20 protein-coding genes and 1 riboswitch are annotated in these 23429 nt (G+C 38.0%); of the genes, 12 read left to right on the top strand and 8 right to left on the bottom strand.

Translation table 11 applies throughout. From position 1 onward, the window contains the following. Positions 1-53: 53 nt before the first annotated feature. From A1D18_RS03010 to A1D18_RS03000, 3 genes are all read left to right on the top strand, one after another. A complete protein-coding gene (locus tag A1D18_RS03010) occupies positions 54-962 on the top strand; it encodes a L,D-transpeptidase (protein ID WP_071662341.1) in 909 nt (302 codons plus the stop codon). Positions 963-1068: 106 nt separating this feature from the next. Beyond that, positions 1069-1629, top strand: a complete 561-nt coding sequence (locus tag A1D18_RS03005) for a DedA family protein (RefSeq protein WP_071662340.1) — start codon at positions 1069-1071, stop codon at positions 1627-1629. 173 nt (positions 1630-1802) lie between these two features. Next, positions 1803-3161: a hypothetical protein gene (locus A1D18_RS03000; RefSeq protein WP_071662339.1), complete on the top strand. Its 1359-nt coding sequence runs from the start codon at positions 1803-1805 to the stop codon at positions 3159-3161. Positions 3162-3183: 22 nt separating this feature from the next. Here the strand turns inward: A1D18_RS03000 and A1D18_RS02995 are convergent, their stop codons facing one another. Next, positions 3184-6570: a UvrD-helicase domain-containing protein gene (locus A1D18_RS02995; protein WP_071662338.1), complete on the bottom strand. Its 3387-nt coding sequence runs from the start codon at positions 6568-6570 to the stop codon at positions 3184-3186. Next, positions 6567-9221, bottom strand: a complete 2655-nt coding sequence (locus tag A1D18_RS02990; RefSeq protein ID WP_071662337.1) for a PD-(D/E)XK nuclease family protein — start codon at positions 9219-9221, stop codon at positions 6567-6569. The genes A1D18_RS02995 and A1D18_RS02990 overlap by 4 nt, the downstream gene beginning before the upstream one ends. A 428-nt stretch (positions 9222-9649) precedes the next feature. Between A1D18_RS02990 and A1D18_RS02985 the strand changes: the two genes are divergently transcribed. Further along, positions 9650-10006 carry a DUF4383 domain-containing protein gene (locus A1D18_RS02985; RefSeq protein WP_071662336.1) on the top strand — a complete coding sequence of 119 codons (357 nt, stop codon included), beginning with the start codon at positions 9650-9652 and terminating at the stop codon, positions 10004-10006. An 82-nt stretch (positions 10007-10088) separates the two neighbouring features. Here the strand turns inward: A1D18_RS02985 and A1D18_RS02980 are convergent, their stop codons facing one another. From A1D18_RS02980 to thiM, 5 genes are all read right to left on the bottom strand, one after another. Then, positions 10089-13805, bottom strand: coding sequence for a hypothetical protein (locus A1D18_RS02980; RefSeq protein WP_071662335.1), 3717 nt, complete (start codon positions 13803-13805; stop codon positions 10089-10091). Positions 13806-14015: 210 nt separating this feature from the next. Then, on the bottom strand, positions 14016-14666 hold the full coding sequence (gene tenA, locus A1D18_RS02975; protein ID WP_071662334.1) for a thiaminase II: 651 nt from the start codon (positions 14664-14666) through the stop codon (positions 14016-14018). 11 nt (positions 14667-14677) lie between these two features. Next, positions 14678-15496, bottom strand: coding sequence for a bifunctional hydroxymethylpyrimidine kinase/phosphomethylpyrimidine kinase (thiD, locus tag A1D18_RS02970; RefSeq protein ID WP_071662333.1), 819 nt, complete (start codon positions 15494-15496; stop codon positions 14678-14680). Then, positions 15483-16124, bottom strand: coding sequence for a thiamine phosphate synthase (thiE, locus tag A1D18_RS02965; protein ID WP_071662332.1), 642 nt, complete (start codon positions 16122-16124; stop codon positions 15483-15485). The genes thiD and thiE overlap by 14 nt, the downstream gene beginning before the upstream one ends. Then, a complete protein-coding gene (gene thiM / locus A1D18_RS02960; protein ID WP_084028708.1) occupies positions 16121-16990 on the bottom strand; it encodes a hydroxyethylthiazole kinase in 870 nt (289 codons plus the stop codon). Before thiM ends, thiE begins: the two co-directional genes overlap by 4 nt. Further along, a riboswitch (TPP riboswitch) is annotated at positions 16980-17087 on the bottom strand. Its footprint overlaps the gene before it by 11 nt. An 80-nt stretch (positions 17088-17167) precedes the next feature. Between thiM and scpB the strand changes: the two genes are divergently transcribed. Genes scpB through A1D18_RS02945 form a run of 3 tightly spaced genes read left to right on the top strand, consistent with a single transcriptional unit; the run spans position 17168 to position 18707 of the window. Next, positions 17168-17761, top strand: coding sequence for an SMC-Scp complex subunit ScpB (scpB, locus tag A1D18_RS02955; protein WP_084028707.1), 594 nt, complete (start codon positions 17168-17170; stop codon positions 17759-17761). 11 nt (positions 17762-17772) lie between these two features. Next, the gene (locus A1D18_RS02950; RefSeq protein ID WP_071662331.1) at positions 17773-18315 is read left to right on the top strand and encodes a gamma carbonic anhydrase family protein; all 543 of its coding nucleotides are present in this window, start codon (positions 17773-17775) and stop codon (positions 18313-18315) included. A gap of 47 nt (positions 18316-18362) precedes the next feature. Then, positions 18363-18707, top strand: a complete 345-nt coding sequence (locus tag A1D18_RS02945) for a transporter (RefSeq protein ID WP_071662330.1) — start codon at positions 18363-18365, stop codon at positions 18705-18707. 89 nt (positions 18708-18796) lie between these two features. Here the strand turns inward: A1D18_RS02945 and A1D18_RS06860 are convergent, their stop codons facing one another. Further along, entirely contained in the window at positions 18797-18964 is a 168-nt protein-coding gene (locus A1D18_RS06860; protein WP_171910811.1) for a hypothetical protein, read from the bottom strand. 155 nt (positions 18965-19119) lie between these two features. On the opposite strand from A1D18_RS06860, the gene rluB reads away from it, so the two are divergent. From rluB to A1D18_RS02920, 5 genes are all read left to right on the top strand, one after another. Next, positions 19120-19857, top strand: a complete 738-nt coding sequence (gene rluB, locus A1D18_RS02940; protein WP_071662329.1) for a 23S rRNA pseudouridine(2605) synthase RluB — start codon at positions 19120-19122, stop codon at positions 19855-19857. A 208-nt stretch (positions 19858-20065) separates the two neighbouring features. Continuing rightward, entirely contained in the window at positions 20066-20437 is a 372-nt protein-coding gene (sdhC, locus tag A1D18_RS02935; protein ID WP_071662328.1) for a succinate dehydrogenase, cytochrome b556 subunit, read from the top strand. After that, the gene (sdhD, locus tag A1D18_RS02930; RefSeq protein WP_071662327.1) at positions 20431-20787 is read left to right on the top strand and encodes a succinate dehydrogenase, hydrophobic membrane anchor protein; all 357 of its coding nucleotides are present in this window, start codon (positions 20431-20433) and stop codon (positions 20785-20787) included. The genes sdhC and sdhD overlap by 7 nt, the downstream gene beginning before the upstream one ends. Positions 20788-20790: 3 nt before the next feature. Next, positions 20791-22557 (top strand): succinate dehydrogenase flavoprotein subunit, encoded by a 1767-nt coding sequence (gene sdhA, locus A1D18_RS02925; protein ID WP_071662326.1) that lies wholly within the window; start codon positions 20791-20793, stop codon positions 22555-22557. Positions 22558-22639: 82 nt separating this feature from the next. After that, positions 22640-23338 (top strand): succinate dehydrogenase iron-sulfur subunit, encoded by a 699-nt coding sequence (locus A1D18_RS02920; RefSeq protein WP_071662325.1) that lies wholly within the window; start codon positions 22640-22642, stop codon positions 23336-23338. Positions 23339-23429 lie beyond the last annotated feature (91 nt).

The following is a 23429-nucleotide window of genomic DNA, read 5'->3' as shown; positions in this document are numbered from 1 at the left end:
AACGCTTTCTTAAAAAGCGAAAAAACCGCCCTCACTCAGCGGAAGGAGAAATTATGCGTATACTCATAAGATTTGGTTTATTGATTGCATTGCTTGTTGTGTTCTTCATTATGCATGGTGACAGCTTTGCCGCGCGTGGGTGGTTATTACAAAGCCTGTGTAATGATCCTCGATTGTATTGCTTGGTCGTAGCGAGAGGGGAAACTTGGTATACCTTATTTCCCAATCCACAACGACGCGAATTGGTCCAACGTATTAACCGTATGAATACGGGTATTTGGCCGGGAATGAGGATCGCTGCACCACGAAATCTCGACGCAACTAATTGGATGGAGTATACACCATTTTCACCCTATAGAGCGCCTTCTGGTAGAAAAATGATTGTTTACTCGCCGGCATTAAATGCCTGGGCAGCTTATGGTCCTGCTGGAAATATTATTCGCTGGGGGCCGGCATCAAGTGGTCAAAATTGGTGTCCAGATTTAGGGAGACCTTGTCATACGCCTTCTGGAACGTTCAAAATTTATGATAAACGGGGACCTGGTTGTACTTCAACTAAATTCCCTAAACCCTATGGCGGTGCACCGATGCCATATTGCATGTTCTTTAAAGGTGGTTTTGCTATGCACGGCTCACGTGGTGTGCCAGGCTACAATGCGAGCCATGGTTGCGTGCGATTATTTGTTGACGATGCTCAGTGGCTGAATAGAGAATTTGCGGATATTGGTACGCAGGTAATTATTTTACCTTATCCTTCGAATCATGTTCGAGTCAGTGATGACGACGACGATGACGATGATATCATTAGCAGTAACGATGATTTTGATGTTTTCGATAATCAAGTGGCTGACAACCAATTAGAAATAATCAATTCCCTTGAGGAACAAGTGACAGCGAGCCAAACCGATAAAAGTCAAGCGGATTTGAAAAAGATCGAAGAGGCGATTACCCGTCCTGCTTAAGTTGAGAAAAAAAGCATCAATGGCATAATCATTGTCGGTTGCAACGCTATACTTTAATAGGTGGCTGTTGATGCTATTAAATGGTTTTATTTATTGAATACATTTTATGTCCTTACCCGCTTTGCTGGATCATTTTTTACCTTGGTTAAATCACTATGGTAGTCTGGCGATTTTTGTTTGGTTTGGATTAGGAGTTTTTGCCTTACCCATACCAGAAGAATCTTTACTATTATTATTAGGATTTTTAATGGCCAAAGGAAAACTAGCCATAGTTCCAAGTTTACTAGCCGCTTATGCGGGAAGTTGTTGCGGTATCAGCGGTAGTTATGGTCTAGGTTTAGCCACAGGTCATTATCTGAGTCAAAGTTGGGGACGATATATCGGATTAACCGAAAAGCGTTATCAGCTTGCACACAATTGGTTTGAACGCTTCGGTAAATGGGCGTTAGTGATCGGTTATTTTATTCCCGGTGTTCGACACTTGACTGGCTATGTGGCTGGGGCGTTAAAATTACCCTTTCGCTATTTTGCTGTGTTTGCGTATCTTGGTGCGGTTGTATGGGTTAGTCTGTTTATTGGTGCCGGTTATCTTTTTCATGACCATTGGCATAGTGCAACCGAGGCCTTACATACACAGATTAGCTTATTAATGAAAGCGGTCTTTTAAATTTTTTCCATACGCTTTTTTTATTAAAAAACTTACAAAGTTATTTTTTTGATTGAATAAATCCAATTCAGCATAAAAAATCGTATTTTTACTAACCTTGATATTTAAGTGTTTCTTAAGGCTTCTTCTATACACTAGGCACTGAGATCCAGTGCGTTGCATCGGAGAATAATATGAAAGAACTCATAAATCACAATAAAATTTTTCAAATTATTAAGACCGCTTTAGAGATTAAGAAGGTGAGTCCAAAGCACGATGGGATTATTAGATATTTTTCACGCTCCGCTGCATTGCGAAATATGCAGAATATTATTAATAGCCAGCAAACGGATAGGCAAGCGTATAGACTATTTTTCGAAAAATTTAATCAATTTCTAAAGGAAGAACTTCTCGATAAAAAACTCGCAAAACAATCTTTCCCGCAACAAACATTTAGGGACTTAGCTTCTGAAAATACTGACATAACATTTAAACTAGAGGGATTGCTGGAGGAAAAAATTATACAAAAAAAAGAAAATGGAATTTATTTAAAAATACTGACACTATTAACTTCCCCATCTTTTGAGCATTTAACGATCTCGCCAGTATTGCAAATTTCTAAGGCAGTAGAGTTTTTTCTCAAGCAATCCGATTTTTTCGAAACCATTAATTTTTCTACGAATATGGATGCAATTTACGTTAGCTTAACGCATGCCGATGCTTTCGAAATGGCTAAAATGTGGGTAAGGTTGAATGACTTTGATTTACTTATGGAGGAGAACCTAAATAAAGTTAATGCTAAAACGCAACTAAATAGTAAACTATTTTCTAGTGTGCTCAATAAACTCAGTTTAAGTGGGGGGACCGATCCTCTTTTAAACCAAGCTAATCTGGATAAATTGCTCGATAATTCTGATCTTGATCTCGAAGTGCTGGCTCAATTTATACAAGTAGAAGATAAATCAAAAGTCTTAACTCAAGAAAACTTTGATTTGGCCATTAATTTAAAAAATCTATTAACGCATGAGAATATTGATAAAATAGAAAAAGCAGATTTTGATATTAAAACGTTATCGGATGTAATTTCTTTATTGGATAAAGCGGCTATTTTAACTCAGGATAATTTTACCCCTATTACTAACTTAGAAAAAGCTGATTTGCTGCATTTATTTCAGGTACTTTCTAAATTTAGTCATTCAAATATTTTAGATCAAGAACACTTTTCTCAGTTTTTAAAAATATATAATAAAGCTAAGCGGTATGATCAGCAAAATCGGATATCTGAGAATTCGACAGAGGAGCCTTCAGATTCGTTATTAAATAGATTATGCGCTGCATTTTTAAAAGTCAAAGTATTAACTCAAACTATTTTTGATAAAATTATAGAATTTTTTAATAATAAAATTAATCTCCATCATGAAAAACAAGCAGAAGTAATTAATAATTTAGAAAATAGCCGATCGAGTGCATTTATTTTTTTTAAAGGCAATGGAAAAAACGATTCAAATAAAATGCCTACTTCAACATCGATAAGGATACACGAATGTCGGTAAGTATTTTTGTAATAAACTAAATTTATTGGCTCGATTCAGTGATAGACACTTCCGTAAATTTCCACTCGCACCACAGTGAGGTGAGTGGGAAATATAATCCACAGCGCGTCTGGCGGGCATAATATTGTGTATCCAACAACAGTGCTTGCGCATAGCGATTCAATTGTTGTTGATGTTGTTGCATGGCGTGTTTTAAAAATTCTTCGGGTTTATTTCCTTGATAATCCGTCGTTTTATAATCAATAATCCAGTGTATATGAGTAATGGGATCAATAAACGTTCGATCGATGACAAAGTTTTCCAATTTGCCATGGAGTAGAGCAGTTATTGCATATTCTGATTGTGGTGAAAGATGCTGCTGATTTAAAATCCAACGCCCGCGCGGATCGGCTAAGGTTTTTTCTAAGCAAGTGTTGAGTGTCACTAAAGCTTGCGGTAGATAGGAGTCTAACAGGCCGTATTGTGTCAGTAAACTGCCTAACATCGCTTGTGAGGTACTTATTTTTTTTCTATTCCATCGGTCTAAACCATCTTGACTGATTTGATATAATAAACGATGGATGACCGTTCCTAGTATGCGTTCTGGATGTAAGAGCCATTGATAGGAATAAGCGTTGATTTTTATCTCAGCGTGTGTCTCAAATTGATTATTAGGAATAGACTGCCAATCGGCGGGTAAACGTTTTAATAAAGGTTGAGCAGGTAGATTTGTACGAGTGGGTATTGAAGCATTGCTTAACACGTCTTTTGCCTGGATGTCTAAAACCGGCCATAACTGACTTAACAAAGATTGTGGCGCCGGGGATTTAAATTCTCCAGAGGTGTCTTTTGTTAACGTTGCTAATAGATGTAATGATTTCTTGGCGCGAGTACAGGCGACATAAAGCAAACGTGTTAATTCCGCGGTGTTTTTTTTATTTTCTTCGTGCAACAGATAATTATAAATTAAATTTTGTTCTTCATGACTGGCAGGTATCGGTGCCAGTAAAAAATCTTTTTTTTGTTGCCCAAGCATTTGTTCACTATACAATAATAAAGGGCAGGGTTCAGGACGGCTACGACGATGTAAACCAGGTAAGATCACATGATCAAATTCTAAACCTTTGGCTTTATGTAGTGTCATGACTTCGATTGCTTGAGCGCCAGTTGTCGAGGTGGTTTGTGTGTAAATGTGACTTAATTCATCACCTAATTTAAAAGAATCGAATGATTCGCCTTCGACTTTAATTTTATTATCTAGAAAATTTAAATAAGCCTGAATAACATCCATTTCTTCCCAGTTTGACAAAGTGGTCGACCCGCCTAATTGTAACCAGGTTTGTTTGACCCATAAGGGGAAAGGAATACGTCCTTGTTGTTGTAAGCTTTGTTGTAAAATCGGCACGATGCGGCGTAAACGTTGTTTAGTTTCTATGCTAAGAGAAATTTTTTCAAATTGCTGGAGTTGTTGCCAAATACTAATAATCGTTTGGTTTTCATCATTAAATTGTGTAATTTGGTAAAGATCGCTTAACGATAAGCCGCAGTAGGGTGACCGTAATAAGGCGAGCCAGCTGATCCTATCACCTAAGTGATGCAGTGCTCGGGTTAAGCTTAAAAGATCTTGCACCGCCGATTTTTCGGCGAGACTGTCGATCTCTATGGCTTGATAAGGAATTGCCGCGCTGCGCAAGGCAGTTAAAATGCTGCGTAAATGGCTACGTGCACGGACTAAAATAGCGATCGAACAGGGATGATCGTTAAGTTTAATTTTTTGAATAATTTTTATGATCTGATCGGCTTCTGCGGTTTCTGCCGAGGCAGAATCATTGGCGAGTTGCCAGTAGGTATCTACGGTATCCGTTTGTGTCGCTTGTGAGTAAGCACTAGCGGCCGAGTAACAGACTGCGCCGGATTGGATATCTTGTGTGGTGGGTAATAACTGACTAAAATGCCGATTGACCCAATCGACGATGCCAGAGGTCGAACGGAAGTTAACAGTTAAACGTAACGTTTGGAGTTGCAATGAACCGATGCCTTGTCGTTGTACGTCTAAAAATAAACTGACTTCGGCTTTGCGAAATCGGTAGATCGATTGCATCGGATCACCCACTAAAAATAATGTGCGACCATCTTGCTTTTCCCAACCGGCAATTAATTTTTCAATTAAATGGAATTGCGTACTGGAAGTATCTTGAAATTCATCCACGAGTAAATGTTGAATTTGATAATCTAAAGCCAAAGCTAAGTCAGTGGGGTTTTCAGGTTGTCCTAGCGCAGCGCTTGCGGCGAGTAAGATCTCAGTATAATCCACTTTTTTCTGCTGTTGAAAAATGAACTTTAAATGCGCCACTAAAATCGGTAATAATTCAAAGAGTGACTTGAGAATCTGCCATTGCGCCTCTGAGTAGTGTTGAGGTGGTGCTCGGTTTAAAGCAATTAAAGTTTCTTGTACTAAGTTTTGTTGACTTAAGTGGGTAATTAAATTCAATAATTGTTTTTTTAGTGTTTGAATTTCAGTTTTTTCGAGATTATTTTTTTCATTAGCCGCAGCAAAACCTTCAGTTTTTCGTAATTGTTTACGCCAGGTGTGGGTTTCCGTTAACAATAAATGACCCGCTGCTTGCCAAAATTTTAAATCATTGTGCTGAACTAAAGGTGTTAATTGGCGCTGTTGTAAGGAAAAATTGAGCAATTGAAAAAGTTCTTGTGCAACGTCTTGACTAATGAGTTGATTTAATTTTTCGACCAATGCTTGATTAATGTTAAATAAAGCGTGTTCTAAGTCTTTGCGTAAATCTTGTTGATGTTGCAATAAATAATCTAACCATTGTTCACGTCGCGCTAACATTGGAATGAATAAATTTTCTACGCGTTGAAAATCATTATCGAGATGACTCAATAAATGACTTAATGAGGCTTGCCAAGGCACTTTATCTTCGAGCTGGTTGAGTAATTCATGTGTGGCTAAGCGATATAACCATTCAGGATTATCGACGGGTGTCAATTTTTCACCTAACCCAGCAAGTAAAGGCATTTGTCGAGTTAAGGATTGGCAAAAACTGTCAATGGTGAGTATGCGCAGTCGATTGGGATTGCTTAATAAATTCCAGTTTAAGGCTTGATCCTGTGCCAGCACTTTTTGGGCTAAATAATATCGTTCGTTATCTTTACTAGCGATTGGTTCAATGTTTTGTGCTTGCTCTAGGGCGTGCATAATCCGTAAGCGCATTTCGTTAGCGGCCTTACGTGTGAAAGTAATCGCAATGATTGATTCTGGGCATGCTACGCGCGCCAATAACACGAGATAACGGCGAACTAATAATTCTGTTTTTCCGGATCCAGCGGGTGCTTGCACAATAAACGATGCGTTAGGATCGAGTGCTCGCTGGCGTTGATTCGAGTCGACTAACTGGAATGGAGATTTCATGAGACTGTTACATTAAGTTGCAGAGAGTTAATACGACAAAGTAACTGCAAATCGCAATCTCGACAGGTGTGAGCACCCTGTTTCGGATTAACTTGCGTAATCCCCTGTTGAAATTCTATGGCGAGTTTTTCTAAGGAAGCTTGCCAATGTTTAAGTAGGTCTGGCCAATGGTTTAAGACGACGGAAGTTTTTAATTTTTTTAAGGGTGTGAGTTGCTTTAGTGCAGTTTCTTCTGCACTAATTCCTTGCAGTGTCATTTTATTACTACGTAGATGTAGGATGGCAAAGCTACGCACGGTTTCTGGATAGCTTAAACAATACAACGGTAATTGCGGATAATCACAACGTTCTTCCAACCAATCTATTTTACTCGGTTTGCCGGTTTTATAATCAATAATCATAGATTCCATTGGATTAAGCTGATCAAGTCTATCGATGCGTAATGACAGCAACAACTTGCCTAGTGTTAATTGTCGTTTGTTTTCATGTTGTGTTTGTCTGAAAGTGGGTCGTTGTTTTTCTAAATCAATGAGGTTATTTAATAAAGATTGCAAACGTTGTCGTTCTAGGTTAATAAAATGCGTTTTAAAAACAAGCGGTCGTTTTTTACTAAATAGGTTTAAACTATAGTTAATTGCTGTATTGATGTGTTGATGGAGCGCGCGGGGTGTTAGCGCTAATAAGGTTTCTTGATTTTTCACCTTATTCCAAAATTGTTCCAAGATTTGGTGTAGGAGTATGCCACGTTCTCGTGCGTTAAGTCCGTTTTGCGGGAATGGTTGAAAACGTGCTTTTAAACGCCAGCGCGCAAAGGCTTGAAATGGGCATGCCGCTTGCGATTGCAAGAGCTGTGTACCAGCAGAAAAGCTATCTGCATCAGCTATTGCCACGGATTCCTCAGTGTAATATTCCCATTGTTGACTAACCATTATTTTTTTAGCAAAAGTTTGGTAGCTGGGTAGACTCAGATCACTTAATTCAGTTTCTGGTATAGATTTAATCAAAACACTAGGACATAAAATCTGATCCAGATGTTGTGCCGCATGACTGAAAATAAGAGTTTTTGCACAGGCACGTAATTTTTTTGTCAACATCGATGCAAAATAATATTCACGTTCACTGGAGGCATAAGGTATTTGATAGGTGCGCTGTAAAGCATAAGGAATAAAAGGATTAGGCTTTGCAGCGGCTGGCCAGGTTCTGTCATCGAGTCCCATCACCCATAAGGCATCAAAATACATGCCTGCCGTATCCAGTAATCCTAATACTTGAATAGGCGGTTCATGCAATGTCTTAGTTTGAAATAAGGTATTCGCAATTAATTCATGTAATTGCTGTAATGCTTCTGCGTGTGAGATTTCTCCAAGAATAAAATCTAAACTAGCCAACTGAGTTAATAATTCAGACCAACGTTCCAGCAATTGAAATTCGCTACTAATTAATACACGTTCTCCAGGCCAGGATAAAGCATAAAGTTTTTTAGCAAAATAGTCTGACCAAAAACTGGGTTTAGCTAAAAAATGGATAGGATATTTCTTTATTAAATGAATGAGATGAGTGATTAAATGACTAAAAAGAGGACAGGCTTGTTGCTGGCTGAGTTTAAGTAGCTGATCTAAGCTCAGTTTATTCTCAGCAGTGCAACGCAGATAAATATCAAGTTGTGCACGTTGTGATTGTTCTTGTTGAGAACCTCCTACGTAGGGTGAGCGTAATAATTGATTGATTTTCGGAAATGCATTGATGGACTCTAAGCTAAGAATGTGAGTTGCGGTTTGAATTAATGTAAATTCAGACAGTGGATTACCCGCAGCAATATTAAAGGGAGGAGGATTGATGCTCTGAGGCGCCAATTCAGTAAATAGGTCGGTAAAGGTATTAAGTAAATGAGTACGTTGTTCGACTAGATTGGGAATAACACAGCCGATATTTTTTTTACCTTGTCGCCAGGATTGATAAGTCCAGAGTGCCATGTTATGACATTCGGTTTCTTTATCGCTTAAGCGTAGACGTTGTGGTTTAGCGCTTGGATAAATCGGTGCGTAATGATCGATGTGGCAATGTAGTTCTTGTAAGACGCCGAGCAGTTTTTGGTATTGTGGGTTTATTTCATTAAATCCTATCAGAAAAATACGCTGCGGAGGGTTTAAAATTTTCTTGTTAAATAATAGGATCAGATGATTAATGACACTCGATAAATCAATATAAGCCTGGCTTTGGCAAAGATTTACGAAATGATTGGCCCATGTTTGCCAGGTTTCGGTTTCATTACATTGTTTAAAAAGAGGAGATCGGTAATCAAGTTGCGTTTGCTGTACTAATTGCCAAGCTTCCTGGGCTTTCTTTGCAGTATGAGCCGTATCTAAAAAAAAATAAGTCGATTGCTGAATAATCGTTTGCCATAGTACACATTCCTGGTGTTTGTTGAGTAAGCGCAAAGAGAAACCGGTTTCTTCAATGAATTGTTTTTCCCAAAGCGTTTCTAACCAATGTGTAAAAGTAAAAAATTTCGGTGTAGACCAAATTTGTTTTTTTTGTTTTTGTTGATAATGCGCGTAAGTTTTCTGTAAAAAAGGAATTAAGCGTTTATTGCCTGTTAGTAATAAATCATCTGGATTTAACCGATTGAAAAGTTTGTTATAAATTTCCATAGACTACCTATTGACAACGCTAAGTTTAGCTAAGAATGGTCAGGACTTTTGCACAAGTCAGCTTAATTTAATTTATTCTATGCAATCTTAACAGCATTAAAAGTAATTTTCTGATTGACAGGAAATAACTATTTGAAAAAAGACATTTTTTTTCTTTTGTTTAAAGCTTGTACAAATTGTAACGATGACTTATAAATAAAGGTTTTTACTAGCTTCCCCCAACGCTGTCCACAAAGTTATTCACAGAATCTGTGGGTAAATATAGATTTGTCATCCTAATGCCTAATAATTAAACATTTTTAGCGATCAGTGTCATCTTATTTAGGACGTATGGCTTATTTGCTAATTTTTAAAAGTAAACTATACTCGAGACTTTGGTAGCAAAAGCCAAACGTTGTAAAGGGAGTTTCAGCGTGTTCTTAAGAGGTATGGCCTTAATCTTTGCTATTGTTTTTATTCTATTAGGCTTATTGGGCTTCATTCCAGCGATTGCTCCCAATCATGTATTGTTCAATTTTTTTACGGTTGCTATTTTATTGAATCTTTTTTATATACTGGTCGGTCTGCTTGCTTTGTCTGCTAGTGGTTCTATCTTTTATGCGCGTTTGTATTTTAAGCTTTTTGGATGCATCTTTGCTACGGTAGCGATTTGGAGTTTTGCCATAAATGGTAATCTAGGTATCGTACACATTACTATTTCCGATAGTTTTTTCTATCTCTTGATGGCTATTATTGCACTTTATTTGGGTTTTACGAGTAAACTTCCTCGAGCCTACCCGCATTAACGCTTAATTTGTTTCAATTTGATTCACTTCGTGTCAAAGAAAATACGGATTTTCTTTGACTAAAAAATTTTAAATTAAATGTTTATAGATGGTAAGCCGGCACATCGAATTGACGATGTACGGCATCGTTTTCCAAAGTTAATTCATCTACTTCCTTAGCCTGCTCAGCCTGCTTATAGCTTTCTTGGTAGGCAGCAAATAGATTACAAAGAGGAGGATAGGAAGATAAAATAGAATACTGGTCTTTGAGTTTCATTAAAACGGATGCTTTATCCATTTCTTGTGTAACTAAAGCTTTTTTTAAGGAGAGTGCTGCTTCTATTTTTTGCGTTGTAGAGTAGCGCCAATTAAAAAATGAAAATTTAGTGGTGTAGATTATTTTCTGGGCTTTTTGCTCTTCGAGTTCGTTTAAATAACAGTCAAATAACTTATCAGTAACGAGTTGCAAATTATTAGGCCTTTTAGCAAAATAATCTTTATTAAAATAAATTAATAATAATGCTGAGCAATTCAATAGAACTTTATCGACTAAATTTTTATCAGCAGTCGTTTCTATTGACCATCGAGAGATCTGTTCGAATATAAAATAGGCGGATAAGCCACGAATAGGCATTAAGGCTTCACTATTTTCTGAGTTGGCAATAAAGTTTAAGACTTTTTTCATGATAAAAGGATATTGGGAGCATGCCGTCTGGAAAATATAATTTTCTTTATCGTCTTGTTCTGTTAGTAAATCAACGAAGATTTTGATCCCCAATATTTCAATATGGTTATCTATAAACTTTAACAAGACGTTAGCTGCCGTCCGATCGTTGAGTTGAGTAATGACTGACAAGACACTTTTTTTAAAATTATAACCACCTCCAAAAAACAACGCCATGGCTGCCGCTTTATCATGAATTTTTTTAAAAACAAATTCATATAGGGCATCGTTACTGAAATACTTAATATTTTGAGCTAAAAAATCTAATAGGAGATCAATCACATTAAGTTGGTAAGTCGCTGCAGTCATTAATACATTAACGCCATATTCGTCGTGTGCTAACAGTAGTTTATTAAGAAAGGTGAATGAAAGCATATGAGTTTGTTTTTGGATAAAATTGAGAATAACTTTGACAGCTTCTGGCTGATACCGTGCCGCTATCATTAATGTGCTCGTTTTATTTTTGTCATCGGCTAACAGAAGATTGCTAATAAACGTCGATGAAAAAAACTGAGGGTGATTTTGGATGAAATTTAGGATATGTTCGACAGCATCCGGCTGATTACGCGCAGCTAACATTAAACTATTGTATTCTAATTCATTTTTTTCAAGGAGTAACTGAGGTAAAATTTCCCTAATAAAGAGCGGAGAGTGTTTTTCAATATATTCAAAGCTAAATTTTAAAGAGGAGGCTTTATCTCTGGCTAATAGCATCAAAAACGTTAAGCTCAAGTCGTCTTTTTCTAAGAAAATTTTATTTAAAGTGAAATATACGATCTCTTTTGATTGCGTATTAATAAAATTAATAAGAGAGGCCATGACTTCAGGATGATGACGTGCTAGCATCAAACTATTGTAGCCCTTTTTATTTTTAGTCCACACTATTTTTTCTAAGTAGGGTTTAAAGCTTTCAGGCTTATTACTAATAAAGTTTAAAATAGGGAGCACAGAGATAGGTTGGTATTCAGCGGCAAGCATTAAGCAATTATAGTTATCGGAATTGTTATCTATAAAAAATGCGGGAAGATTTTTTACAGGAAAAAAAGCAATGTTTTCATCAATAAATGCAAGTATAAATTCTAAAGCTTTAGGCTGATAACGTGCGGCTAACATTAAAATAGTAAAATTATTTTGATCTTTTGTTAAAAACATTTTATCTAAAATTTTAGAATCAAAATTTTCAATATTGGCAGAAATGAATCTTAGAATAGAGTAGGTGGCATCGACTTGATTTTTTACCGCCAACATCAATGCCGTACAGGTTCCATTTGAATATTCAGTAAATAAGAGTTTACGTAAGATTTCACTGTCAATTTTTATATGATTGGTTATAAAAGATAAAATATTTTGTACACGATCAGGGTGATCGCGTGCTGTTAAGGTCACAGCGGTATAACTATCCATTTGCTGCTGCGTAAATAAGTGGCGTAATGTATCATTTGCAAAGCGTCCAATATGGGTCGTTAAAAAGTTTAAAATAGTGACCATCGCTTCGGCTTGCTTGCTTGCGGCTAACATTAACACATTGTAATTATTGGCTTGCTTTTCTAAGAAGAATTCTTGTAATAGATGATCATCTAATTCTTGGATATGACTTCCTATAAAGTCCAGTATCATTTCTACGGCATCAGAATGATGTATAGCGGCTATCATTAACGCATTCAAATTAGTTTTATTTTTCATTAAAAATATTTTTTTTGGTATTTCAGCATCGTGGGCGGTAATAATGCTTGCATGCGTTCTGAGAAAATCTAGGATATCCTTTACCAGATCAGGGTTATTAAATGCAGCTAACATCAATGGGTTAAAGTCCGCTTGATTTTTTGAAACGAGCAAATCAGCTATTTTTCCAATGATAAAATTTTTACGGCGTAAATCTAAGTGAAGGATTAAATGAAAACCTTGCATAATTTCTGAGGAATATTCACGACTAATTCTTAATTGTCGTGTCAAATGATCGATGAGAGCTAGAGAGTTTTTAGTAAAAATATTCTTTTTGCTTAACTGTAGGTAATAATTTGGAAATCGAGTGCTTAATTCGACTAATTGTTCTAATAAATCAGAATATCTTTCTTCTTTAAGTAGTTGGGAAATCAGTTCTGCGGTTTCATGGACGGGAGTTTTTTTTAAGAATAAATTATAACAAGCACTATCAAACAATGTTTTTATTTTCGGATTGGTAAAATACTTTTGATGAGATAGCGCATTGTAAAAAGATCGATACAATTTTTCCCAATCGAGATTAACAAAACTAAAAATTGACGGATCTTTTTTGTCATAAAAAGCTTTAAAATACTTTTGCCAATTATTTTTATTATTAGGAATTTCATTGATATAGTTAGGTAAAAAACGTTTAATCAGACTAATGATCTTTTTCCTCATTTGCAACGTTATGCCATGCTCATTATTTTTCTCAATTTCTAATTCGGGAATGAATTCTATAAATGCAGTGATTAATAAACTGGGTAAATTAAAAGGCGTGAAGTTTTTATAAAATGTTTGTTGCAAAGTACGTCTAATTAAAGTTTCTGATAAATCGCCTGAGTAATGGTCCTCAGGAAAATTGGCTTTTACGCCTAAGCCATCGCTCGCTGCAATGACACTAACGCGATTCCAGGCATGAATCTCCTTTGTTAGTGTTGAGGCGACTTCTTGAACTATTTCTTTACGTACGGCGCATAGTAATTCGCCTAAATTGCGCGGCTTGTGAAATGAGTCAACAATAATATTAACGCGGTTATGAAAACCTTCGGTGCAGTGTAGTATTTCGTCAGTTAATTGACTAATGATAGCGTCACGATTATCCGTCGAAAGTATATCTAATTCTGAGTCTAAATTTCCTTGTAAGCGATGATAAATAAGTTGTAATTGTTCTCGCAGAGATTTTTTGGCACGGTAATCGGAGGTTTCATTTAAATGATGATCTAAAATATTTTTTGGTAATGTGCTATCTGATTGGCAAATAATTTCTTGGAAATCATCTAGCCAATTCTCAGCTAAAACGGGTAGTTTATTCGTATTTATTTCTGGTGCAGGTTCAAAAGAAAAAACAAGATTTTTGTTAAAGGCAGGATCCACTTGATATTCATTTAACATTGATTATCCCTCTATGTTATGAAAAAACAATTAATTATTTAAGTAATTTTTATTTTACTTTTTTTATTGTTTTACTTATAATAAAATATAAGAATATCAGGTCAATTTTATATTCACAATAGCATTAAGATTAAATTAAATAACTTATATTTTAAATAGTTTTTAAATGAAAAAAAGATAAATAAATAAGATTAGAAAATATATTTTATTTTAAATCGGCCAGTTTTGTTGTGAGTAAGCGCCTTGCCAAAAATGCCATTCACACAAACTGGCTTGTCTAAATGCGTAGACCATTTTTTGTTTACAGTAAATGCTGGCCTGTGTGGCAAGATCATTTAGGGTTGCTATCATTAAATCAACCGAATGATTAAATTCATGGCTGGAATATAAATCGATCCATTCTTGATAAGGATTATATAAAGTTTTTTTAGCATAAGCACGTTGCCCTACCTGTTGATAAATCCAAAAGCAAGGTAATAAACTCGCAACGGCTTCTTCTACCGAAGCGGTACTTGCCATTCGTAACAAATAACTGGTATACATAAAACAAAAAGGACTTTGCTTAAGCGTTGTCGAAGTATGGATAGCATATTTTTTTAGAATGTTAACATGCAGATCGCGCTCAGCTTTAAGTGCATTCATGGAAAATTGAATGAATAATTCACTTTGCTGATCGTGTGGCAGCCGCGTTGCGGTAAGCGCAAGTGCTTTAGAAAAATCGACGAGGTATAAGGCATCTTGGCTTAAATAAAAGGTAAATTTTTCAATAGGTAATGTTCCTTGAGCGATCTCTTGATTAAAAGGATGCTGATAAATTTTAGGCATGATATCTGCAACAGCATTTTTTAGTTCATCAAACATGTTGTTATACCTTAATCTAGAAAATAAAAATGATTGACTGGGCCCTGACCATGACCGAGATTAAAATTTTTTGCCGCTAAAATACATTGCGTCAAATAATGTTTTGATCGGGCAATGGCAGTATATAAATTCTCGCCTTGTGCTAAATAAGAAGCAATCGCAGCGGATAAAGTACATCCAGTACCGTGAGTATTTTTAGTGTTTATCCGTAACGTTTCAAAACGGTGTATTTTTTTTTGTGGATTATCATAAAAAATATCTGAGGAATGTTTCGTGTTGAGATGGCCACCTTTAAGGAGTACTGAAACTTTATAGCGTGTCGCCAGCAAGATAGCGGCGTCTTGCATGCTGGATTCATCAGTAATTTTAAGTTTTAAGAGGGATTCGGCTTCCGGAATATTGGGTGTAATCAGTGTCGCTAAAGGGAATAAATCAGTGACTAAAGCGTGTACGGCTTGCGGTTTTAATAGCACATGACCGGTTTGAGAAATCATGACCGGATCCAGTACAACATAAGGGAGTTGATATTTTTTTAGATTACGGCTGACTAATTGGATAATATTTTCATGATAAAGCATGCCAAGTTTAACAGCGGTTATGGATAAATCGGTGAACACGGCATCAATTTGTTGTTGAATAAAGTCTAATGGAATTTCTTGTATTGCAGTAACAGACTGTGTGTTTTGTGCGACTAAGATGGTAATGATACTGGCCGCATAACTTCCGGTGGCTGAAATAGTTTTGATGTCGGCTTGTATACCAGCACCGCCGGACGGATCGGTACCCGCTATACTGACAACTTGAGCTAACGAAGGGTTAAACGACGACATACGAGCTTTGCAAAATAGTTTGCGCTAATTGTTGACTCATAAGACGGGGTTCGGCGGCTGAAAAGATAGCGGATGCAATAGCCACACCAGCCACGTCTGTGGCTAACACAGAGGAGATATTTTCTAGATTGATGCCGCCGATTGCTACGACAGGCGCATTCAGTATTTTATTAATTTGTTTTAAATGAGCAATCCCGATCGGCGGTGTAAGATATTTTTTGGTTTGAGTCGTAAAGATTGGGCCCACACCAAAATAGTCACAATCATAATGACGACATTGCTGTGCTTGTTGAATGTTTTCTATCGTAAGGCCAATAGTTTTTTTATGGCCTAATTGTTGACGTACCACGGCATAGGATTGATCGGTTTGACCAATATGCACACCATCCGCATCAATGGCGAGTGCAATATCAGGGTCATCATTGATAATTAAAGGAATATTCCGTGCTCGTAATAAACGTAATAATTGTTTACCCGTATTGATGATGTTTTCGCGCTTTTGATTTTTCATGCGTAATTGAACGCAGGTTATGTGTTGGTTTAGGACGAGTTGGACGGCATCGACTATCGAGAACGGTGCGCACGCTTGTTCATCAGCAAGCAAATAATAGGAATAATTTATAGTCATATGGCAACATTTGGCTTAAGTAAACTTTGTATCTCTTTTTTTTGTACGGTATAAAGACTATCCAATAAATAATTGTAAAAACTTCCCGGTCCATTCGATTTTTTTTCCGCAACTTCGCTAACGAGTCCCATCCAGGCCATGGCATGAATGCAAGCGCTAAATTGATCTGGGTTTACAGCTAAAAAGCTGGCCATCATAGCGGTTAAGGAGCATCCCATGCCGACTACTTTAGTGAGTAGCGGGGTTCCATAATCGAGTGCGACGGAACTTGATACACTAACAATAAAATCAATTTTGCCACTAATAACGACGATACATTGGTATTGCTGAGCTAAGGCGAATGCAGCGCTAAGTGCATTTTCACTGGCATGTAATGTATCAACCCCTTTGGTTTTGATTGAACTATCTTGCAAAGCCATAATTTCTGAAGCATTACCACGGATAATGTCAACACCGCGCTCGAGGATAGTTAAGGCCGAAGTGGTACGATAGGCACTTGCACCCGCGCCCACCGGATCCAATAGGATTGGAATACCGCGTTTTAAAGCAGCAAGTTGGGCATACTCTATGCAAGATAGCCAATCATTATCGAGTGTGCCGATATTAATGACTAAGGCTTGTGCTATTTGAATAATATCATCTAACTCTTCTTTGGCATGTGCCATTATCGGCGCAGCACCTAAGGCTAGTAACATATTAGCCGTCGTTGGCATAACGACCCAATTCGTAATATTGTGGATTAATGGCTGGATTTGACGGATTTGCTCAACATCACGGAATAGCGATTCTAAGGTGAATGCACAGGCACTCGAGGTAGACGACGAGGGGTGTGCTAACAACGTACCTAAACAATTTTTTGTTTTCATGACACTTCTTCCTACGCAGGTTCTAACCCGATCAGGTTATAAGGGTTGAATGAATTAACATTCTCTCAGCCTGTTAAAGGCACCCCTGGTGACTTACTTTATTAGACATCAATTAATGGGTTGGATCAAGTTGTTTGGGCAATAGCCAGCTTATTGTTAAGCTGCTATAGTTTGCTTATGGAAAACCAAAGGCTTAAATCAATATGTGAAGCAGCTATTCTTGCGGCCGGCGAACCGTTGAGTTTGAAGCGTCTTTTGGATTTGTTTACTGAGGAAGAGCGGCCTAATACATCGACGCTAAAAAAAACTCTACTGAATCTTGCCGAGGATTATCACGATCGCGGTATCCAATTAAAACAATTAGCGAGTGGTTATTGTTTTCAAACGGCTAGTCCACTCAACGTGTGGGTAAAACGACTCTGGCCGGAAAAACCTCCCCGTTATTCGCGAGCTTTCTTAGAAACCTTAAGTATCATCGCTTACAAGCAACCAGTGACACGCGGCGACATTGAAGCGATACGCGGTGTAGCGGTGAATCCCAATATGATTAAAACTTTATTGGAACAAGAATGGATACAGGTGGTCGGGCAACGTGAAGTACCGGGACGACCTAATCTGTATGCTACATCGACATTATTTCTTGATCATTTTGGCTTAAAAGAGTTAGCAGAATTACCGCCTTTTCCCTTACCTGGGATGAGTGAATCTCCCGAGCGACCACATGTGGCCGATAATGAATCCAAGGCTTCACTCGATGTCCTGGATAATTAGGTTACTTTTAAATGCTTTATTCTTTTGAAGACAGAATTCCAAGCTTGTTAGGTGACGATATTTTTATTGCTGAAAGTGCGGATGTCATTGGTGCAGTGATCATTCATAATCATGTCATTATCTTACCTCAAGCGGTGATTCGTGCCGATAATACCGTGATAGAAATTGGTGAAAATACGAACATCCAAGATGGTGCAGTGTTACATACCGATCCGGATATGCCCATGCAAATTGGTAGAAATGTAACGATTGCTCATCACGCAATGGTTCATGCGCGTGCCGTGGGAGATTATTCAGTGATTGCGATCGGTGCTAAAGTATTGAATAACGCTGTGATAGGTAAGCAATGTTTGATTGCTGCCAATGCCATGGTGTTAGAAAACCAAATTATTCCAGATGGTTCCTTAGTAATGGGTTCTCCAGGCAAAATAAAGCCATTATCCACCCAACAAATAACTGATATGCAATGGTATGCATCGCATTATTTAGAAAAAATTCACCGTTATCAAAAAGGACTTAAACGATTTGATTCTAAACAGAATAAAACGGGTTAAATTAAAATGGGCTAAGGTTTATTTTAGTTGTATCATCTTAAGCTTTTTTGTTAACGGCTACTTACGATATCAATCAACGAAAAACGGATGTGGATATTAAACCAGGAGATTATTTTTCCTTAAATTGGGGAATCAGTAAGTATATACCATTCGATCATGGAACCTTAGAAATCGGTATTCCTGGCTATGATCAATGGCAGGTTAGACAGGATAGCGGTTCGACGTTATTAACGAATGTCACTACTAACGAAGTGCATGCAGCTGGCGCAGAGTTAGGTTATAGGTATAGTCCATGGAATTTAACCGTGACGGGTAAGTTTATGCAGGAATTTAATGCTAAAGCACGTTTCCAAGGTAGAATCTATACCTTATCACTCACGTATAAATTTTAATTTCAGGTTAAAAAACTAACTTAATAAAAGATTTTTTTCGGCTAAAGCTTCTGGTTTGTCATTACGTTCGCTTACCATGACGGTGATACCTAGGAAGTGTCAGAGATAGGCGTTTTGTGTGTTAGCTGATTTTGATCCATCCGTATTTTCAAGCGATGCGCGGCATAGGGTTGGTAAATAATAGTGTGATGGGTTTGTGTGTAAGTGGTTACAGCGATGAGTATCAATAATAGTGTAATCAATATCCTGGCTAACATACGACTCCCGCATCAAACTTTTCATCCTGAAAAGCATTTTTAAGTATATCATTAAATTAATTGTTACAAGGAAATTGTTATTCGAAAGAGAAAAAGAAATACAAACACCGATTTTTAATTTAGCATAACATGAGAGAATTAACAGGTTACCTGGCATGAATGAAAAAATCCAAAAAGTATTGGCCAATTTAGGTATCGGTTCGCGCCGTGAAATAGAACGTTGGATCCGCGAAGGTCGAATTCGGATTAATCAGAAGCCTGCTAAACTGGGTGATAGAATTGATTTGACAGCAAAAATCTTGATAGAGGGTAAGCCCGTCTCTTTAATACCCGCTACCGATTTTAAGCGCCGTGTGTTGATCTATCATAAACCAGAAGGTGAGATCTGTGCACGTTCGGATCCAGACCAGCGGCCGACAGTATTTGAACACTTGCCATCATTGCGCGGTCAACGTTGGATCATGATCGGTCGTTTAGATATCAATACCTTAGGGTTATTAGTTTTTACCAATGATGGCGAATTAGCGCATCGTTTATCGCATCCTTCTTACGAAATTGAAAGAGAATATGCCGTGCGTGTATTAGGCAAAGTAGATAAGAAAATTCTGCAACGTTTAACTCAAGGCGTGGAATTAGAAGATGGCAAAGCAGCTTTTACGCGTATCGAAGAGCGCGGTGGATCCGGTGCCAATCATTGGTATCATGTGGTGTTGAAAGAAGGTCGCAATCGAGAAGTGAGACGTTTATGGGAATCGCAAGGTATTAGCGTCAGTCGTTTGATGCGTGTGCGATTCGGCAATGTGGCATTGCCTGAGGATTTGAGTAGAGGCCAATACCGTGAGTTAAAAGCTGATGAGATGAAAAAATTAGCAGGTTTGGTGGGTTTAAATTAAATTTTATTTAGGAGTTTTTACGAATTGAAGGATAAGCAAGTAGTAGATAATGCATCACTTCCGCGGTTGAATTTGCTTATTAATAGAGTCATTAGACTTACTTTAAACACCCACCGGTATCAAAGTAAACTAATTTGTATTTGCGCTCTATTTAAGCGTATAATCGCCCAGTCTTTTTCCTCTAGTTTCATTTAAAGGCTTACAATCTGTGAGTAAACGTCCCATTAACCTTAATTTATTGACGATGCGCTTTCCTATTACCGCAATCGTGTCAATTTTGCATCGAATCTCGGGTTTTTTCTTATTTTTAATTATCCCGGTCTTTTTAGTCGTTATGACACTGACACTGCAGAGTCCAGAGGCTTTTTTTACCGTACATACGTGTTTTACACACCCTTTAATTAAATTGATGCTCTTAGGTTTTTTATTGGCACTCTTTTACCATTTATTTGCCGGTATACGCCATTTGTTAATGGATGGTGGAATTGGCGAAGAACTGAAGTCAGCTCGCTTTAGCGGAGGTGTGGTGATGGTGCTGGCGATACTATTGACTGGTGTGATGGGAATTTATTTATGGTAAAAAAATTAACCAATGTAACCAGTCTGAGCGGTAACGGTTTGCGTGATTGGTTAATCCAACGCGTCACTTCGCTGATCTTGGCAGCCTATATTATCTTTTTATTGACGTTTATTCTTTGTCATCAGCCTCTGGATTATGTGACCTGGCAGAGTCTATTTAGTCATTTTGGTATGCGTTTGTTCAGCAGCTTATTTTTATTAAGTTTATTTTGGCATGCATGGATTGGCTTATGGACGATAGTGACGGACTATATTAAATCAGCGAGTTTACGTTTATTCAGTCAACTCATCATTATCATTGCGCTATTCCTCTATTTTATCTGGGGTTTAGTGATTTTCTGGGGCAACTAACCTATGGCTTTACCCACATACACATTTGATGCGGTGATCGTTGGTGCGGGAGGCGCGGGTATGCGAGCGGCCTTGCAATTAGCCCACTCAGGTCAGAAAGTTGCGTTGATTTCTAAAGTATTCCCAACGCGTTCACATACGGTTTCTGCGCAAGGTGGTATCACCTGTGCCTTAGGTAATGCGCATGAAGACGATTGGCGTTGGCACATGTATGATACCGTTAAAGGCTCTGATTATTTAGGAGATCAAGCTAGTATTGAGTATATGTGTAAAACGGGTCCTGAAGCAGTGTATGAACTGGAACATATGGGCTTACCGTTTTCACGGATGGAGTCAGGAAAGATCTATCAGCGTCCTTTTGGTGGCCAATCCAAAAATTTTGGTGGGGATCAAGCTGCTCGTACCTGTGCCGCGGCAGATAGAACGGGCCATGCCTTGTTACATACTTTGTATCAGCAAAACTTAAAAGCTAAAACACATTTTTTTAATGAATGGTATGCTATTGATTTGGTTAAAACCCCACAAGGCCAAGTCGCGGGGTTGACTGCTTTATGTATTGAAACCGGCGAAGTGGTTTTTTTTCATAGTCGTGCCACTATTTTAGCGACAGGTGGTGCAGGCCGAATTTTCCAATCGACGACCAATGCGATGATCAATACGGGTGATGGCATCGGTATGGCCTTACGTGCGGGTTTTCCGGTTCAAGATATGGAAATGTGGCAATTTCATCCGACTGGGATCGCCGGCGCCGGTGTATTGGTGACAGAAGGTTGTCGTGGTGAAGGGGGATATCTCATTAATAAAAAGGGTGAACGTTTTATGGAACGTTATGCCCCCCATGCCAAAGATTTAGCTTCGCGGGATGTCGTCGCGCGTGCAATGGCTTTAGAATTACGTGCTGGAAACGGATTTAATCCAGAAGGCACTGATTATGTCAAATTAAAGTTGGATCATCTGGGTGCAGATATTATTAAAAAACGTTTACCTGGAATTCGTGAATTGGCCTTGACGTTTGCGCATGTCGATCCCATTACCACACCGATACCCGTTGTTCCAACTTGTCATTACATGATGGGTGGAATACCTACTAATGTGCATGGTCAAGTCATCACGATCGATATCGAAGGTCAGGATCAAGTGGTGGAAGGTTTATACGCAGCGGGTGAATGTGCTTGCGTTTCTGTGCATGGTGCGAATCGATTGGGTGGTAACTCTTTGCTTGATTTAATTGTGTTTGGTCGTTCAGCCGGTTTACATGTCGGCGAATCCTTAATCCAAGATTTACCACTACTTAATATTACACAGGATGATTTAGATGTGGCATTAAGTCGATTGAACCGTTGGGAGCAATCCAAGCAAGGAGAAAGTTTGGTCGAGATTCGGCATGCGATGCAAAAAATTATGCAAACCGATTTTGGCGTGTTTCGTACGGCGAAATATATGGAAGAAGGCTTAGTTAAATTAAAACGATTGCAAGAACGTCTAAACCATGCGGTCTTAACCGATCATAGTCAAATTTTTAATACCGCGCGCGTGGAAGCCTTAGAGCTCGATAACCTGATGGAAGTGGCTACTGCTTCTGCACTATCTGCATTAACGCGTGAAGAAAGTCGCGGTGCGCATAGTCGTGAAGATTTTCCGAAACGGGATGATGAAAATTGGTTAAAGCATTTACTATACTTTTCTAAAGCGGATACGATAGATTTTAGATCGGTTAATCGGAAACCTTTAACGGTACCGCCGATGGAGCTTAAAGAGCGATCTTACTAATGCAACCTCTTTATCTTTTAATGGATTGTGTTGTTGAATGGCTTTTTTGTATGTTCTATATATTCACTCATTAGGCTAAATTATGCAATTTTCTATTTATCGATATGATCCCGAGATCGACAAAAAGCCTTATATGCAGGATTACACGCTGGAGATTGTGTCCGGTAAAGACATGATGTTATTGGAAGCCTTGGAATGTTTGAAGGAACAAGATCAAACCTTGAGCTTTCGTCGTTCTTGCCGCGAAGGTGTCTGTGGATCCGACGGCATGAATATCAATGGTAAAAATGGTTTGGCTTGTATCACGCAGGTTTCTTCTTTGCGCTCGCCGATTATTTTGAGACCGTTGCCAGGTTTACCGGTGATACGTGATTTAGTGGTGGACATGGAACCTTTTTATCGTCAATACGAAAAAGCTCAGCCTTATCTTATTAATGATAAAGAGCCACCCGCCAAAGAACGTTTACAATCACCTGAGCAACGCGAAAAATTAGACGGGCTTTATGAATGTATTTTATGTGCTTGTTGCACTAGCGCTTGTCCTTCTTATTGGTGGAATCCGGATAAATTTTTGGGTCCAGCAGCCTTATTGTGGCTTTGCCGCTTTTTGGTAGATAATCGCGACGATGCCAAAGAACAACGTTTAGCGGAATTAAATGATTTATTTAGTTTATTTCGTTGTCGGACTATTATGAACTGTACCACGGTCTGTCCTAAGGGTCTTAACCCAGCTAAGGCAATAGGTCATATACGTTCTGAGCTTTTACAGGAAGAAGTGTGAAGCTTTTTAGCAGAACACTGAGTCAGCGATGATTTCTGTTATTTAGATAAATACAATAAACTATACTCACACCGAGTATATAAGTTTACTT

It is taken from the genome of Candidatus Rickettsiella isopodorum, assembly GCF_001881495.1.
Lineage (GTDB): Bacteria > Pseudomonadota > Gammaproteobacteria > Diplorickettsiales > Diplorickettsiaceae > Aquirickettsiella > Aquirickettsiella isopodorum.
The sequence above is the reverse complement of the archived record's forward strand: the minus strand, read 5'-3'. Positions and strand labels throughout refer to the sequence as shown.